Here is a 15,834-nt window from a genome sequence, read left to right as displayed (position 1 = left end):
CATGAAACCCGATGCTCTACGCGTAAAACAGTTCCTGCTGAACTTGCAGGATGCCATTTGCCAGCAGCTCACCGCCATTGACGGTGCGGAGTTTGTCGAAGATAGCTGGCAGCGTGACGCGGGCGGCGGCGGAAGGAGTCGGGTGCTGCGTAACGGCGGCATCTTCGAACAGGCTGGCGTCAATTTTTCTCACGTACACGGTGACGCCATGCCAGCATCGGCCACGGCCCATCGCCCGGAACTGGCAGGACGCAGTTTTGAAGCGATGGGCGTGTCGCTGGTCGTGCACCCGCTTAACCCTTATATTCCCACCAGCCATGCCAACGTGCGTTTTTTTATTGCCGAAAAGCCGGATGCCGATCCGGTCTGGTGGTTTGGCGGCGGTTTTGACTTAACGCCCTACTACGGCTTTGAAGAAGACGCCATTCACTGGCATCGCACCGCGCGCGATCTGTGTCAGCCGTTTGGCGACGATGTCTATCCACGTTACAAAAAGTGGTGCGATGACTATTTCTTCCTCAAACATCGCAACGAGCAGCGTGGCATCGGCGGGCTGTTTTTTGACGATCTGAACACGCCGGATTTTGACCACTGTTTCGCCTTCATGCAGGCCGTCGGCGAAGGCTATACCGAGGCGTATCTGCCGATCGTTGAGCGCCGCAAGGCAATGAGCTGGGGTGAACGTGAGCGTAACTTCCAGCTCTATCGTCGCGGTCGTTACGTGGAGTTTAATCTGGTGTGGGATCGTGGCACCCTGTTTGGGCTTCAGACCGGCGGGCGCACGGAATCCATCCTGATGTCGATGCCGCCGCTGGTGCGTTGGGAATACGACTGGCAGCCGGACGCTGGCAGCCCGGAGGCCGCTCTCAGCGATTTTATTCAGGTGCGTGAGTGGGTGTAATTGCCTGATGGCGGCTTACGCCTTACCAGGCCTACAATCCATTGCAGCCTGCGTTCATCACATCCACTGGCGCATACGCTGGTGCAACGTCAGCGACGGCTTCTCGGCAAACAATTGCTGGTAGTCGGTGGCGAACTGCCCTAAATGCCAGAACCCCCACTGCATTGCCGCATCCTTGACCGTGGTACTCTGCGACCACGGGCTGATTAATTCCCGTCGCACCGCATTCAGGCGGATCCTTTTCAGCCACGCATTCGGTCCAATCCCCAAAATGGCGTGAAATGCATTCTGCAACGTACGACGGCTGACGTGAAGCTGGTTGCAGAGGTCGAGTACCGTCAGCGGCTCCGACATATTTTCCAGCACATACTCACGCGCCCGGGAGAGCAGTTTGCGGTAGCCCTGGTGGCTGATACTCTCCGCCGAGTTGATAGGATGCGCGTCCTCCAGCATCATGCCCATCGCCAACAACAGATTATCCCCCAGCACCTTACGCACTGCGGGTTGATGAAGATTCTCCGGGTTCTCGCTAAAAGTCGCCAGCGCCTGCTGGACAAAGCCCCACAGCGCCGCCTTGTGCTGCTCTTTGACCTCCAGCGCCGACTGGTTGCGCAGCATATGCAGCACCCTTTCCGGATTATGTAAAAACTGTGCCTGACGGGAAATCACATCCTCTGAAATTACCACCCCGAGAATCGTGTAATCATCCGGCGTGCTCAGCTCGAACTCCGTACCGCCCGGGCGGGTCGCAATCTCGGCGCTGCCGAGACACTGTGCGCCAATAAATCCCTGCTCGCCCCGCGTGGCCGGAATGCCAAACCAGAACGAATTCGGCCACACCAGGCATGACTGACGCAGCGCCAGTCCGGTGTATTCGCGAAAAACCTGAATGTCATCGAGCAAGATTTCCGTGAATTCACCATGAAACTTCCCCGGATGCAGTTGATCATAAATCTGCTGCCAGGCAGTGATGGTCAGGGCGTGCTCATAAACATCCGTGGTCCGCCGCTGGTGAACGTTGTCCACTTCCACCTTTGGCGTGAGTTTAACGTCTTCGGGTAACGCTTCATGATAAAGATGGTGCAAACTGGCTGAACGGGTCTTTTTCATGATCTTTTATGCCGGACGCCTGGTAAGACGCCCGGCCCTCCGACAGGTTAATTTTTTAAGCGATAGCGACTACTGCGTTTACGCAACGCCCCGTCAGTGAAGAGCTGTTCCAGTGCGTTTCTGGCCTCTTCAAGCGGCCAGCCAAAGTGCGCGGCGACCTCTCCTGCCGTCATTCCCTGACGCGCTGTAGCGAGCTGCGCCAGCAGCGCGTCGGCGTATTCAGACCGTACAGGTGCTTCAGGCTTCGGCGCTGTCTTCTGCTCAGGGGATTTCGACGCGCGCTTAAATCCGCCGATCAGCCACTGGGTGTCGTCTTCTGGCCGACCAATTTCTTTGCGGCTGATGACGCGGCCTGTCCGCTGTGCTGCGGCGCTTCCGGCATCCAGCGCCGCACGACACGCCGCCAGATCGCCTTCCACCACCAGCGTCACTTTGCCCGGGTCAAGCACTTCATGACTCAGCAGGTTGACATTAGCCGCCTTCAGCATGGCATCCGACGCGTCCACGGCGGCAACCATGCCCTCCACTTCCAGTAACCCCAGTGCATTGATCATTGATGACCTCCGTTACGCGCGCTGAACAGGATTACGGGCGATGTCCAGAACCGCATCGGCAAAGGCATTACAGGCAGCTTTACAGGCAGCCTGGCTACCGGTCAAAAACGCCGCCGAGTAGTTAGTTTCTGACGGAGGCGGCACGTAGGTCACCAGTTGAACATCGGCGGATTTCATCGCCGCATCAATGCCATAGGTTGCTTCCAGCGGCGGTGCCACCAGATAAGCCAGCGGATCGCCCAGCGCGATCCCTGCCGTTGACGACAGATAAGAGCCGGTACGCGACACCACATGCGCCAGGAACGCGGTGTTTTCCGCATCGTTCGCCCACTGGAACGCCGCGCCGCCTTCGATATGCGCCACCATCGCATCCAGCCCGGCGCGCACTTCCGCCGGGTTTGGTCCCCCCAACATAATCAACACTTCACCGGCTGTCGGCGACGGCCCATGGGCCGCCCCGGCGTACAGCGAACGGCCATACACCACTTCAACCATCGCCTGTTTTGTCGCTTCGTCTGCGGCAATATACGTCACGTCATCAGAATCTGCCGTGATGAGACCGAGGCTACGTATATGCGACGGTAATTTAAGTTCGCGTGCAAACCCGTCGTTCACGGAAGCTATCACGCGCATCGCGCTGACCGACGGTCGAATCAAATCTAATGCTGGCATGATGCCTCCTTAACGGGTCATGTTGATGCCGGACGCTTTCTGCTCCAGCATGCGTTTGGCCAAATCCACGATGACAGCAGCGGCTTCTACCGGCGGCGTACCGCCCTGGTGGATGTTGGAAATACAGGTACGGTCGGCCTCCACCGTCGTCGCCACGCGCGGTGAATAGACCGCGTAGCAGGAGAGACTCTCCGACTGCCCCAGTCCTGGACGTTCACCGACCAGCAGAATCACCACTTTCGCTCCGAGGATCTCGCCGATCTGGTCTTCAATCTTCACGCGACCATAGCGGACAAAGAACGGTGTCCCGACCTTCAGCCCGGCCTGCTTCAGACCGGACAGCAGCGGTGGCAGGATCTCTTCATAGTTCGCGGTGATCGCATCGGTAGACAGGCCGTCAGACACCACCACCTGAACATCCGGATTTGCGACGCACTGCGATTTCAGCGCCTCTATGGCTTCCTGACTCAAACGGCGGCCCATATCCGGGCGCGTCAGGTAGAGATTTTTGTCGCTGATTTCCGAACGCACTTCCAGCAGTCCCTGCGCTTTCACCCACTCTTCCGGCACCTCTTTCAGGACGGTGTCTTTTGAGCGTGAGTGGTCGGCGAGAAAACGCAGCAGCGCCTGAGTGCGTGGACGCGGACCGGCACGCCCGGTGCAAACGCGCGCTGCGGTACTGCGCCGCAGTTCGGTCAGCACCTCTGCGCGATGCGGGTTCTCCACGCCAATCCAGGCTTTTGCTTCAGCGGAGCCCAGATCCAGCGCGCAGCTCTCTGTAGTCGACGGTGCCGCACACTGCGGTTTGTCGCAGGACTGCGACGGGGCGGCGGTCTGCGGCTGTGTCTGTCCCATTGACGCCATTACGCTGCGTACAATTTCTTCAATCTGTTTTTGATCCATTGTTTGTCATCCCCGCGTCATCAGAAGAACAGTGACGGATCGCCCGCCCGTTTGGTCAGGCGACCGTTTGCCATAATGCCCATCGTTTCCAGCCAGCGTTCAAACTCCGGCGACGGACGCAGATTCAGCAACTGGCGTACGGTCGCCGTATCGTGGAAGGCGGTGGTCTGGTAGTTGAGCATGATGTCGTCGCCAAGCGGCATACCCATGATGTAGTTACAGCCCGCGGTGGCGAGCAGAATCATCAGGTTTTCGTTGAGGTTCTGATCGGCATCGGCATGGTTGGTGTAGCAGCAGTCACAGCCCATCGAGATGCCGCTCAGCTTGCCCATAAAGTGATCTTCCAGACCGGCACGAATAATCTGGCGGTCGTTGTAGAGATACTCCGGCCCGATAAAGCCCACCACGGTGTTCACCAGGAATGGATCGTAATGACGCGCCAGGCCGTAGTTACGTGCTTCCATCGTTACCTGGTCCGCCCCGAAGTTCGCCCCGGCGGAAAGCGCCGAGCCCTGTCCGGTTTCGAAATACAGGCAGTTTTCTCCGGCGATCCGGTTAAACTCCGCCCCTACCGCACGCGCTTCGTCCAGCATTGCCAGCTCTACGCCGAACTCTTTTAAGCCCTTTTCACTGCCGCAGATACTCTGGAAGATCAGTCCGCCCGGCGCACCGCGACGGATCGCTTCAATCTGCGTGGTAACGTGCGCCAGCACACAGCCCTGGGTCGGGATGTTGAACTTGTCGATCACCCCATAAACCGTGTCCAGTACGCGGCTTAAGTTCTCCACATCGTCGGTCACCGGGTTGACGCCAATCACCGCATCGCCGGCACCAAAAGAGAGCCCTTCGTAGATTTGCGCGGCAATACTCTGCACATCATCACGGGTATCGTTCGGCTGCAGACGACAGCTGAAGGTGCCCGGAATACCGATCGTGGTGTTGGCCTTTTTGATCACCGGCATTTTCTTGCCGCCGTAGATCAGATCGGCGTTAGAGCAGATCTTCGCCACTGCCGCCACCACTTCCGAGGTCAGTCCTTTACGCGTAAAGGCAATATCATCAACCGAGGTGTCATCGCTCAGCACATGCTCACGCAGCTCGCTGATGCTCCAGTTCTTAATGCGGTTGTAGGCCGTTTCGTTGACATCGTCCTGAATCAGGCGTGTGACGCAGTCCTCTTCATAGGAAATCACCGGGTTATTGCGAATATCCGCCACCGTCATTTCCGACAACACCTGTTTCGCCGCGACACGCTCCTGCGAGCTTTGCGCCGCGACGCCGGCCAGCACATCCCCCGAACGCAGTTCGTTGGCTTTTGCCAGCACCTCTTTTACATCCTTAAACTGATAAACATTGCCGAACAATGTGGTCTTTAGTTTCATAAGTCGTTCCCTCAGGAAGGAATTGCGAGTGATTTCACCGTCACCGGCACAACCGATCCGCCAAACAAAGGCGTACCAATGTCGATATAGTCGCCCGCCCGGACAATCACTTCGTCAATGACCGCCAGCGGGAGTTGCTGTAACTGTGGGCGCAACAGCATGCCCAGCGCTTTACCAAAGTCCTGCTCGGCCACCACCAGCAGGGGATGCGGATTCGGGTAACGCGCGATGAAGGCCAGTAGCGCGTCGATGACCGTAAGTAATGCGGCGTAACGCACCGGTAGCGAGGCGGGAAGCGCCAGTACGTATGCGTCAGTCTGTGGATCCAGATCGAGCTGCATCAGCGCCTGTTGCCACGCGCCAACCAGATCGGCGTCATCCATCGGGATCGCCACCGGCAGATTGCGCAGCGGCAACTGAACCCCTTCCAGCCAGATGGTGCTGCCCGAGAGCGACAGCGTGTGCGCCCCTGCGCCAATCACCGTGGCGCGCACGGTCTGCGCCGGAAACTGCACGTTCATCGCACGCAGACGCGGATGCTCATGCAGCGCCGTCGCCAGCAGCGGCCCAATATCAGAAAAGCAGAACGGATCGGCAGGCAGATTGCGATAGCACTCTCCCACGCCGCCGGACAGGGTGATGACCTCCGGCTTCGCGTCCGCTGGCAGTAACCCGGTTTGCATCAGCGTTTGCGCCAGCGGCGACAACGCGCCGTCGATCACTTCTACGATCAGACTCGCCATCCGCTGCGCCACCAGCCCTAACTGCGCGACGGTCAGTGAACGGGCATCGGTACCCACCCCGAATACCTCATCGACAATCTTCTGACCGGGTTGATGGGCATGTACGACGCGCCCTTGACCGTCGGTCTCCAGCAGACGCCCGCCGACGTTCAGACAGGCGGTGCCGCTCACCTTTCCGGCATCAAACAGCGCGTAGTTCGAAGTGCCGCCGCCGATGTCGATGTTCAGCACCCGGCACATCCGCTGTTCAGACAGGGTTTGCGCCCCGGCGCCGTGACCGGCAATCACCGATTCCAGATGCGGTCCGGCACTGGCAACCACAAAGTCACCGAGCGACTGGGAGAGCGTCATCACCGCCGGGCGCGCGTTGCGGGTTTTCGCGCTCTCGCCGGTGATGATGATGGCTCCTGAATCAACCGATTCCGGCGCGATCCCCGCCGCCTGATACTGCGCGAGGATCAGCGCTTTAAGGTCGTCCTCCCGTAACCCGCCCTGCTTATCGACGGGGGTAAAGAAGACCGGGCTTTGCCAGCTAATGTCGCGTTTGATGAATTCGTAACGGGGCACCTGCGACACTGCCGCACGGTTAACCAGTTCCAGGCGCGAGAAGATCACCTGCGTGGTCGTGGTGCCGATATCGATACCGACGCTCAGTAGCTGGCGCGTGTTCACGATTGCGCCTCCACTTCCGTTTCTGCCGGAACGTTTTCATCTTTTGGCACCAGCATCATGGCCACGCCAATCGCCGTAACACCGCCAATCAATTTGCCGACAATCATCGGGAAGATCATGGCGTTCATGTTGGCCGCCGCGAAGCCTAAGTGGTCACCCAGCGCGAAGGCTGCGGAGACGGCGAAGGCGCAGTTGATCACTTTGCCGCGGGTATCCATCTGCTTCATCATGCCGAACATCGGGATGTTATTCGCCAGTGTCGCCACCATGCCGCCAGCTGCCATATTGTTGATTTTCAACAGGCTTCCGACGCGCATCAGCGGTTTCTCAAACCAACGGGTCAGTAACAGCACCATCGGATACGCCCCGAGCAGTACGCAGGAGATAGAACCGATCACTTCAATGGCACGCATCACTTCACCGGGGGTGTCGCCAGGTGCCATAAAGATGGGGTCGAGACCGGGGATCAGCTCCCAGCCCAGCAGGAACTTGATGACTGCCGCGGCGAGACCAATGGTGATCAGCGCAACGAGGAATTTGGCGAAGATCTGGAAGCCGTTGATCATTTTTTCCGGGATGAATTTCAACCCCAGCGCCACCAGCACGGCGACGATAATCACCGGGATCATGTTCATCAGGATCAGCGCGAAGGTGAACTCGACCGGTTGTCCGTTGATCTCAACGCCCGAATACATCGCGACCAGACCACCGGCAATACAGCCGATAGGGATCGTGACAATGCCTGCCAGCACGCCAAGCGCCAGATAACGGCGGTCAGACGGCTCAATAATGCCCAGCGCAACGGGGATAGAGAACACGATGGTGGGCCCCATCATTGCCCCCAGAATCAACCCCGAGTAGAGCCACGCCGCGACGTCGCCACCCGCCAGCTCTTTGGCAAGGAAGAAGCCGCCCATATCGCACGCCAGCAGCGTTCCGGCGAACATGGATGGGTTCGCGCCAAGCATTTCATACAGCGGAATAATCACCGGCCCGAGCAGTTTGGCTAACACCGGCGCCAGCGCGGTCATACCGACCATCGCCAGTCCCAGAGCGCCCATCGCCATAAACCCTTCTTCGAACTGACCGCCGGATCCCTCAATACTTTTGCCGAACTTCCCGAGGAAACGCGCCGACCCGCCGAACTGCGACAGGATCCTGTCCACGGCGGCAATCAGCATAAAGAACATCATGATGTACATGATGATTTCGTTAATTCCCATACCCTTATCTCCATTTGCCAGGGTTTTCGTAGACCGGATAAGCGCAGCGTCATCAGGCAATGATGTCGCGTTTTGCCGGGTGGCGGCGCGAACGCCTTATCTGGCCTACGTCCTGGTATGCTTTTATTGTGCCGCCGCGTACAACTCAATAATGTCGCTCTGCGTGGCGGTGCGTGGGTTGCTGCGTATACAAATATCCTCCAGCGCGGCTTGCGCCCAGACGCTGTAGTGTTCTGGTTTTGCGCCGACATCAGCGAGCCGTTTGTTCAGGCCCACCTCCGCAATCAGTTCGCTGACGGCGGCGATAGCGTCGCGATCGTCTGCTTTCTTATTGGTCAAGGCGCGTCCGATATGGCTAAAGCGTTCGCGACACACCATACGGTTAAAGCCCATCACCGTTGGCAGCAGCATGGCGTTCGCCTGGCCGTGCGGAATGTGCAATGTGGCGCCAGGCTGATGCGCCATCGCATGACACAGCCCCAGCCCGGCGCTGGAAAACGCCATTCCTGCCATGCAGGAGGCCAGCAGCATGCTCTCCCGTGCGGCGAGGTCGTGACCGTAGCCCACCGCTTTCGGCAGCGATTTGCCAATCATTGCAATTGCGCCAATCGCCAGGCTGTCGGTAAACGGCGAGGCATTCAGCGCGCTGTATGCCTCAACCGCGTGCGTCAGCGCATCAATCCCGGTCATTGCCGTCACATGAGGCGGTACGCCTTCAGTCAGCGCGGCATCAAGGATTGCCACGTCCGGCATCAGCGTCGCATGTGCCAGCACCTGCTTGCGTCCTGTCGCCGCGTCGATAATCACCGTTACGTTCGTGGTTTCCGATCCGGTTCCGGCGGTGGTGGGGACAGCAATCAACGGCAGTCGCGGGCGTAAGCTGCTGTATTCCGTCATCTGGGCCAGCGTCTGATGTGGATTCGTCACCAGCAGGGCGACTGCTTTTGCCGCATCCAGCACCGAACCGCCGCCAAAGGCAACAACGCCGTCGCATTTTGACTCGCGCAATTGGGCGACCGCTGCGCAGACGTCGGTGATGCACGGCTCACCCATCGGACACGGCCAGACCGTCATCGCCACGCCTTTCATCGCCAGACTGCGCTCTAACGACGCGGTCATCCCCGCCTGATGCAGGAAACTGTCGACCATCACGAACAGATGGCTTAAGCCTCGCGATTGCGCTTCCTGTCCGCAGGAACTGAGCGCCCCGAGCCCGCACAGCGTGACCGGCGGTACGCTGAACGTTTTCATGCGTTGCAGATTCAGGGTATCGAATGCCTGAAAGAGCGCCGTCTGCAATTCAGCTTGCATAGATTCCCTCCGCTTTCTCTCTCCCGCTGTTGGCGATCGCCAGCGGTGTCATAAACAGGCTATGCCGGGGCAGATGTACCTGGAGTTCAGGAAAGCGCTGGCGAAACAACGCCTCTACACCCGGTTGCATACAAGAGCCGCCCGCCAGCCATAAATCGGCTATTTCTTGTCCTTCGATATGACGAGCAACGATCTCCGCCATTTTCTCGTAGACCGGTTTCACCACCGGCCAAATCTCCTGCGCGTTGCTGCGCTTGACCTGCTCGGCCTCTTCCAGTTCGATGCGCCGGTTTCCGGCCAGCGTCAGCGAAATGTGGTGGCCGCCCGTCGCTTCATCCGCCGAGTACGTCACTTTGCCCTGTTTGACGATGGCGATCCCGGTCGTGCCGCCACCGATATCCACGACACCGGCGTTATCCAGTTGCAGCAGATCGGCGACCGCGGTTGGTTCATCCAGCACATGGCTGACCTCCAGCCCGGCAGATTCCAGCACGTTGATGGAAATGCGCGGGTCGGTGCCCGGCGGGAACGACGTCGCTGCGTGGGTAAACCGGCTACCGAGCTGTTGTTCGAGCGTATCGAGATGGCGGCGCACAATTGTGACCGCACCGAAGAAATCCCAGACGATGCCGTCGCGCACGACGTCAGCCCAGTCAAGACACACCGCGACCGGCTGTCCGTCACCGTCGACAACCATCGACACCACGTCGCAGGTGCCGAGATCAACACCCAGCCACAGCGCGGAATCGCTCGTCGCAGGTGCCTGATTACACAGGTCAGCGGCTTTTTGCAGTCTTGGCGTGAGCCAATTTTCTTCGTCGTGCGCCATCATTCATCCCTTATACAATTCGAAACGCATCCACCAATACACAGCGACGCAGACGCACAAACGTACGCGCGCTGGTCACCCCTTCTCCGGTTGGCGTGGTGATGGTCATGGTGGTCCAGCCTTCACCACCCAGCCCCAGCCCGGCAATGCACGGTCCATTCTTGACAAAGATGCTGGTATCAATGGCGTTCGCCATCCGGTTCATGTTGTCGATGTTGCGTGAGTGCATCGCAGCGGTATGGTGGCAGCCGCCTTCCAGTTGCACCGCCAGCGCAATCGCCTCGTCGACATTTGCCACCCGTACCACCGGCAGAACCGGCATCATCAGTTCCGTGACGGCAAAAGGATGCGTGGCTGACGTTTCAACAAACAGCAGACGGGTTTGCGGCGGAACTTGCAGGCCAATGGCGGCGGCGATTTTTGCCGCGTCGCGTCCAACCCAGTCACGACTGACAGTGCCTTTGCCGCGTTCATCGATATTTTTCAGCAGCACCGGCTGGAGCTGTTCGGCCTGTGCGGCGCTCAGTTTCACTGCCTGCTGGCCTTCCATCAGGCGCATCAGCTCATCCGCCACGCTATCGACGACAATCAGTACCTTTTCATCCGCGCAAATGATGTTGTTATCGAAAGAAGCGCCTTTGACGATGGATTGTGCAGCCCGCGCCAGATCCGCCGTCTCATCGACGACCACCGGCGGATTACCGGCACCGGCGGCAATCAGACGTTTATTGGTGTGTTTGCGGGCAGCGTCGACCACCGCTTCGCCGCCGGTGACGACCAGCAGACCAATGCCTGGGTACTTAAACAACCGCTGTGCGGTTTCAATATCCGGGTTCGCCACGGTCACCAGCAGGTTTTCCGGGCCACCTGCCGCCACCACCGCCTGGTTAAGCAGTGTGATAGCGCGTTGTGAAACGCCTTTCGCCGCCGGATGGGGAGCGAACACGACGCTGTTACCCGCGGCAATCAGGCTGATGGCGTTATTAATCACTGTCGCCGCCGGGTTAGTAGATGGCGTCACTGAGGCGACGACGCCCCACGACGCATTTTCGATCAGCGTCAGGCCGTTATCGCCGGTGAGTACCTGCGGCGATAAGCACTCCACGCCCGGCGTCCCGCGAGCCTGTGCCACGTTTTTGGCAAATTTATCGTCGACGCGTCCCATGCCGGTCTCTGCGACGGCAAGTTCCGCTAATTCTTTGGCATGCTTTTCGCCCGCTTCACGGATGGCGTGAATGGCAAGCTGGCGCATCGCCACGCTCTTCAGCCCCTGCTGAGCGACTTTTGCTGCCGCCACCGCATCATCCAGGGAGGCAAAGACGCCCATTTCATGAACGGCGGTCGCGGGTTGACTGCTGTCTTTCATTTTCAGCAGTACCGCTTTCACCACCTGTTCAATATCCTGTTGATTCATGATGTTCAGTCCTATTTGTGGAATATCACCTGACCGCCAGCCACCACTTCATCGACGATACCAATCACGCACAGATCGACAGGGGACGCTTCGCTGCGATGCGCCTGGCGAGCAGAACTGCCGCTAACCAGCAGCACCCACTCCCCGGTTCCCGCCCCGATGCTGTCAATGGCGACGGCACACTGCCCGTCGGGATTTCCCTGGGCATCGATCATCTCCACCATCAGCAATTTATCGTGTGCCAGTCCTTGATGGCGTACGGTACAAACGATTTGTCCTGTGACGACTGCCAGTTTCATACCCGCCTCCGTGGGTTTCGTTGTGCTGCGATCCTGTAGGCCGGATAAGCGCAGCGCCATCCGGCCCCCAGTCCTGCTTAGATGTTGCTGTCGCCTTTGAAGCTGATCGGGAAGACTTCTTCCAGATCGCCATGCGGACGCGGAATCACGTGAACGGAGACCAGTTCGCCGATACGCTGTGCCGCTGCGGCACCGGCATCTGTTGCTGCTTTGCAGGCCGCGACATCGCCACGAACCATCGCAGTCACCAGACCGCCGCCAATCTGTTTCACACCAACCAGCTTCACGCGTGCGGCTTTTACCATCGCATCAGAGGCCTCAATCAGTGCAACCAGGCCCCGGGTTTCAATCATTCCTAAAGCTTCCATTGTGTTTTCCTCTCATGGGGTCCAGAACGGGACCATTTATACAACCAGGGTTTGTGAGTCACGTTCGCGTCTCACGTCAGTCTGGCGCGGCATGGCTGCCACCAACGCCAGTTCGATAATTTCCTGTACGCTACAGCCTCGCGAAAGGTCATGAAGCGGTGCGGCAAGCCCCTGAATCAGCGGCCCGACGGCACGATACCCTCCCAGACGCTGGGCGATTTTGTAACCAATATTGCCGGCCTCCAGTGACGGAAAAACCATCACGTTGGCGTTACCGCGCAAAGGGCTGGCGGGCGCTTTTTGCGCAGCGACCTCCGGCACAAAGGCGGCGTCAAACTGCAATTCGCCATCCACCAGTAGCGTGGGCGCACGTTCGCGAACAATCTCCGTTGCCTGCTGCACGTTCGCCACGCAGGGATGACGGGCGCTACCCTGACTGGAGAATGACAGCATCGCCACACGCGGTTCTTCACCGGTGATGGCGCGCCAGGTGTCGGCGCTGGCGATCGCGATATCTGCCAGTTGCGCCGCCGTCGGCTGCGGCACCACGCTGCAGTCGGCAAACCCTAACGCGGGTCCGACGTACTGCGGCAGCATCAGGAAAATGGACGACAGCGTTTTACATCCCGGCTGCAGGCCAATAATGCGTAAGCCCGCACGCAGCACGTTAGCTGTGGATGAAAGGTTGCCAGCGATACAGACATCCGCCTTGCCTGCGCTTACCATCGCCGCAGCAAACATCAGCGGGTCATTGAGTTTCTCAAGGGCATCCGGCGGCGTTTTCTCTCCAGACCGGGCGAGCCAGCGCTGGGCGAACGCTTCACGCATCGCCAGATTGCTGTACGGGTCGATAACCTGAATACCATCCAGCGCCACCCGATGTGTGAGGGCAAACTGGCGCAGTGCAAACGGACTGGCCACCAGAATGGGGTGCGCCAGACCGTGCTGTTGCAGGTAGTGCGCCGCTTTCAGCACGCGTTCGTCTAACGCATCTGGGAAGACCACCCGGGCCGGCGCCTGCTGAGCCCGTTCACGGGCGCGTTCAATGATCATTGTTCACCTCCCAGTCGCTGTTGGATCTGGTTGACGGTGAGTGGGTGTTTGGTGACACACAGAATCATCATCACGTAGACCGCGCTGGAGAGACGGTTCAGCGCCTGCAAAATATCCGGGCGCAGGACGTCAAATCCGCGGGTGATAAAGACCTGAGCGGCGATCGTTTCCGTCTCGCGAATTTTGGTACGTAGCAGATTCAGCAGCGCGGACTCACGACCATGACTGGCTTCAGGTACCAGATGATCGTGCTCCAGATAACGCAACGGTTGATGGGAAAGACGATGCAGGTCATCCTCGTTCAGCCCAACGATGGACTGTGCCGCCAGGGGTTCATCCATCGCATCGGCGCGCATAATGTTGCCCAGCCGCGAACGAATATCCGCAAGCCAGGGCTGCCACGGCTCCGCCAGTTCGATTTGCAGCCACACCGCCAGCGCGATGGTGCTGTCCAGCGCGGCGCGAAAGCCCAGACGCGGATCGCTTTTGGCGACCATTTTGTCCGCCGTCAGGTGGGTCAAGGTGTCAGGCTTTTTCGCCACCGGCTGGCGACACAGTTCACAGCAGGCCTGGGGATGCGTATCGCTACTGGTTAACCCGTGCACCGGCTGCGGCTGCTGTTGCTCGTCGTCGACAAACAGACTGCCCTGCTCATCCAGAAACTTGATGCGCAGATGACGGCCTTCCAACAGTTCGCGGGCAGAGGGCGTCAGGCGAGCGTCAGCGGGGAGATGGATTTCCGCCCCTTCGCTGAGCGTATGGTTCGCTCTGAGCCATGCTTCGGTGATGAAATCTTTCATACCGATTGCCAGTTCGCAGGCCACGCAACGTACAGGAAGCGCACGGTCGTCGGCGTGCCAAATTCAATGCTCGAGCCTTTCGGGATGAACATGACGTCCCCGGCTTTAGCGATCATCGTTTCGCCTTCATGGCGCACATGCAATTCACCGTCGAGCACCATGTCGATTTCGTCGTAGTTCAGCGTCCATGGGAAGAATGCGTTATCCCACTGCATGAACCCGGCGGCCATACTGCTGCCGTCCTGCTCGGTGACGAGATCGGTCAGGCCTACGCAGTGTGGCTGCGCGCCATCGAAGCGGCCAAACTTAACGCTGCTGCCGTCGATCACTTTGATGCCGCCTTTGCCGGTCACCGAGTGAAAACCCGGTTGCATCTCGCCCTGCTCCAGCGACTGTTTTTCCTTCAGCACCTTGTCCATCAGCTGTGAAACCAGGCTTTCGGTAAACTGCCCTTCTGGTAGTTGCGCGATGATAGTTTCACGAATGCGCTGGGTTTCAGATTTGGCCTCGTCCACACTGCACGCTGCCGTTGGCGCGGATCCCTCGCACTCCACAATCGTGATGCCCAGTAACTCCGCGACTTCACGGGCTTCCGGAGTGATGATGCTGGCGCGCAGCACCACCGACATCTCTTGTTCGCCTCGTGCGTGCGCCGCACGTATATCGTTAGCTGTGATAAGTGTTTTCACCTGCCCCTTCCTCCTTTTGGCTGAGCTCAGTCAGATAGTCCACCAGGTGCTGCACGCTTTGCGGGTCATGGCTGTTGAGCTCGAAAATCGGCTCCTGAAACCCAATTCCGCGCAGTAATTCCCGCGTTGCGGTTACGTCGGCATCCGGCATATCCGTTTTGCTGATCACGGCGATGTGTCGTTTACTGGCACCGATATCTAACAGCCCGGCAGGTAAGCGACTTTCTTTGTCATTGGCCGCATGGACATAAATCAACGTATCTACATCCTGCAGCGTGGTAATTAAGGCGTGATACCAGCGGGGATGACTAAAATATTCCCCCGGCGTATCGATATCGCCATTTTCATTAAATTCCACGGCCTGGGTTTTTCTGGCGAGGGAATAATTTCCCTGTAATGCATTAAAAAGCGTTGTTTTTCCCGCGCCGACAGTGCCAACAAACGCAATACGTTTCATGAGCACCTCAAAATTAGCTTTTCGTCAGGTCGCAGAGCGTGAAATGTAATAACCGACCCAGCCCGCTGACCGTTTGCAATAAGGCCTCTTCTACCGCGCCAACGGAGCCGTAGATCACCAGCGCGCCGCTGAACCTGTCGAGAAAACCGATGTGTACGTCAGCCGCCTTCATCGCCAGATCGCCAGCAATCATGGCGGTTTCACCCGGCGTCAGGGTCATAATGCCAATGGCACCTGCTTCGGGAACGCCGATCTTTTTCGCCAGTTCTTCACCTGGATGCGCAATGAGATGCGCCAGCGTGACCTGTTTGCCCGGCACAAATTCCTGAATGATGCGTTCTTTATCCATTGCTCACCGCCTGTGTTAAGACTGGGCTTATCGTGGCAATTTTTTGTCAGGGTAAATAACAAAATTCGGCAAGGTGATTTAAAAGGTGAAGTGGATCACTAATAA

The 15,834-nt window shown here is 58.5% G+C and carries 18 protein-coding genes; 1 reads left to right on the top strand and 17 read right to left on the bottom strand.

The genetic code is table 11. From position 1 onward, the window contains the following. The first annotated feature begins 1 nt into the window (after position 1). Positions 2-901 (top strand): oxygen-dependent coproporphyrinogen oxidase, encoded by a 900-nt coding sequence (hemF, locus tag JTI98_RS10920; RefSeq protein WP_044328169.1) that lies wholly within the window; start codon positions 2-4, stop codon positions 899-901. Between the two features lie 57 nt (positions 902-958). On the opposite strand, the gene eutR is transcribed toward hemF, so the two are convergent. The 17 genes from eutR to eutS all read right to left on the bottom strand — a co-directional run bounded on the left by eutR (position 959) and on the right by eutS (position 15,729). Continuing rightward, positions 959-2,011, bottom strand: coding sequence for an HTH-type transcriptional regulator EutR (gene eutR, locus JTI98_RS10915; RefSeq protein WP_042999892.1), 1,053 nt, complete (start codon positions 2,009-2,011; stop codon positions 959-961). A 47-nt stretch (positions 2,012-2,058) separates the two neighbouring features. Next, positions 2,059-2,565 carry an ethanolamine utilization microcompartment protein EutK gene (gene eutK / locus JTI98_RS10910; RefSeq protein WP_058586935.1) on the bottom strand — a complete coding sequence of 169 codons (507 nt, stop codon included), beginning with the start codon at positions 2,563-2,565 and terminating at the stop codon, positions 2,059-2,061. 12 nt (positions 2,566-2,577) lie between these two features. Then, the gene (eutL, locus tag JTI98_RS10905) at positions 2,578-3,237 is read right to left on the bottom strand and encodes an ethanolamine utilization microcompartment protein EutL (protein WP_042999890.1); all 660 of its coding nucleotides are present in this window, start codon (positions 3,235-3,237) and stop codon (positions 2,578-2,580) included. Between the two features lie 9 nt (positions 3,238-3,246). After that, complete coding sequence (gene eutC, locus JTI98_RS10900; RefSeq protein ID WP_042999889.1) at positions 3,247-4,140, bottom strand: ethanolamine ammonia-lyase subunit EutC; 894 nt, start codon at positions 4,138-4,140, stop codon at positions 3,247-3,249. A 20-nt stretch (positions 4,141-4,160) separates the two neighbouring features. Then, positions 4,161-5,522 carry an ethanolamine ammonia-lyase subunit alpha gene (gene eutB / locus JTI98_RS10895; protein WP_042999888.1) on the bottom strand — a complete coding sequence of 454 codons (1,362 nt, stop codon included), beginning with the start codon at positions 5,520-5,522 and terminating at the stop codon, positions 4,161-4,163. Between the two features lie 11 nt (positions 5,523-5,533). After that, the gene (gene eutA / locus JTI98_RS10890) at positions 5,534-6,937 is read right to left on the bottom strand and encodes an ethanolamine ammonia-lyase reactivating factor EutA (protein WP_216081241.1); all 1,404 of its coding nucleotides are present in this window, start codon (positions 6,935-6,937) and stop codon (positions 5,534-5,536) included. Next, positions 6,934-8,160: an ethanolamine utilization protein EutH gene (gene eutH, locus JTI98_RS10885; RefSeq protein ID WP_042999886.1), complete on the bottom strand. Its 1,227-nt coding sequence runs from the start codon at positions 8,158-8,160 to the stop codon at positions 6,934-6,936. The genes eutA and eutH overlap by 4 nt, the downstream gene beginning before the upstream one ends. 123 nt (positions 8,161-8,283) lie before the next feature. Next, positions 8,284-9,471 carry an ethanolamine utilization ethanol dehydrogenase EutG gene (gene eutG, locus JTI98_RS10880; RefSeq protein WP_044328172.1) on the bottom strand — a complete coding sequence of 396 codons (1,188 nt, stop codon included), beginning with the start codon at positions 9,469-9,471 and terminating at the stop codon, positions 8,284-8,286. Further along, the gene (gene eutJ, locus JTI98_RS10875; RefSeq protein ID WP_042999884.1) at positions 9,461-10,300 is read right to left on the bottom strand and encodes an ethanolamine utilization protein EutJ; all 840 of its coding nucleotides are present in this window, start codon (positions 10,298-10,300) and stop codon (positions 9,461-9,463) included. The genes eutG and eutJ overlap by 11 nt, the downstream gene beginning before the upstream one ends. A gap of 10 nt (positions 10,301-10,310) precedes the next feature. Beyond that, entirely contained in the window at positions 10,311-11,714 is a 1,404-nt protein-coding gene (locus JTI98_RS10870) for an aldehyde dehydrogenase family protein (RefSeq protein ID WP_216081240.1), read from the bottom strand. 11 nt (positions 11,715-11,725) lie between these two features. Then, positions 11,726-12,013, bottom strand: a complete 288-nt coding sequence (eutN, locus tag JTI98_RS10865) for an ethanolamine utilization microcompartment protein EutN (protein WP_042317652.1) — start codon at positions 12,011-12,013, stop codon at positions 11,726-11,728. 77 nt (positions 12,014-12,090) lie between these two features. After that, a complete protein-coding gene (gene eutM / locus JTI98_RS10860; protein ID WP_000387720.1) occupies positions 12,091-12,381 on the bottom strand; it encodes an ethanolamine utilization microcompartment protein EutM in 291 nt (96 codons plus the stop codon). 36 nt (positions 12,382-12,417) lie between these two features. Next, a complete protein-coding gene (pta, locus tag JTI98_RS10855) occupies positions 12,418-13,434 on the bottom strand; it encodes a phosphate acetyltransferase (protein ID WP_044328173.1) in 1,017 nt (338 codons plus the stop codon). Next, on the bottom strand, positions 13,431-14,234 hold the full coding sequence (gene eutT / locus JTI98_RS10850) for an ethanolamine utilization cob(I)yrinic acid a,c-diamide adenosyltransferase EutT (RefSeq protein ID WP_042999881.1): 804 nt from the start codon (positions 14,232-14,234) through the stop codon (positions 13,431-13,433). The genes pta and eutT overlap by 4 nt, the downstream gene beginning before the upstream one ends. Continuing rightward, entirely contained in the window at positions 14,231-14,923 is a 693-nt protein-coding gene (eutQ, locus tag JTI98_RS10845) for an ethanolamine utilization acetate kinase EutQ (RefSeq protein ID WP_058586936.1), read from the bottom strand. Before eutQ ends, eutT begins: the two co-directional genes overlap by 4 nt. Next, complete coding sequence (gene eutP, locus JTI98_RS10840) at positions 14,901-15,380, bottom strand: ethanolamine utilization acetate kinase EutP (protein WP_044258352.1); 480 nt, start codon at positions 15,378-15,380, stop codon at positions 14,901-14,903. Before eutP ends, eutQ begins: the two co-directional genes overlap by 23 nt. Before the next feature lie 13 nt (positions 15,381-15,393). Further along, the gene (gene eutS, locus JTI98_RS10835; RefSeq protein WP_042999878.1) at positions 15,394-15,729 is read right to left on the bottom strand and encodes an ethanolamine utilization microcompartment protein EutS; all 336 of its coding nucleotides are present in this window, start codon (positions 15,727-15,729) and stop codon (positions 15,394-15,396) included. Between the last annotated feature and the right edge of the window lie 105 nt (positions 15,730-15,834).

This window comes from Citrobacter sp. MGH 55 (assembly GCF_016906145.1).
GTDB classification, from domain to species: Bacteria; Pseudomonadota; Gammaproteobacteria; order Enterobacterales; family Enterobacteriaceae; genus Citrobacter_A; species Citrobacter_A amalonaticus.
This window is presented reverse-complemented; position numbering and strand designations above follow the sequence as displayed.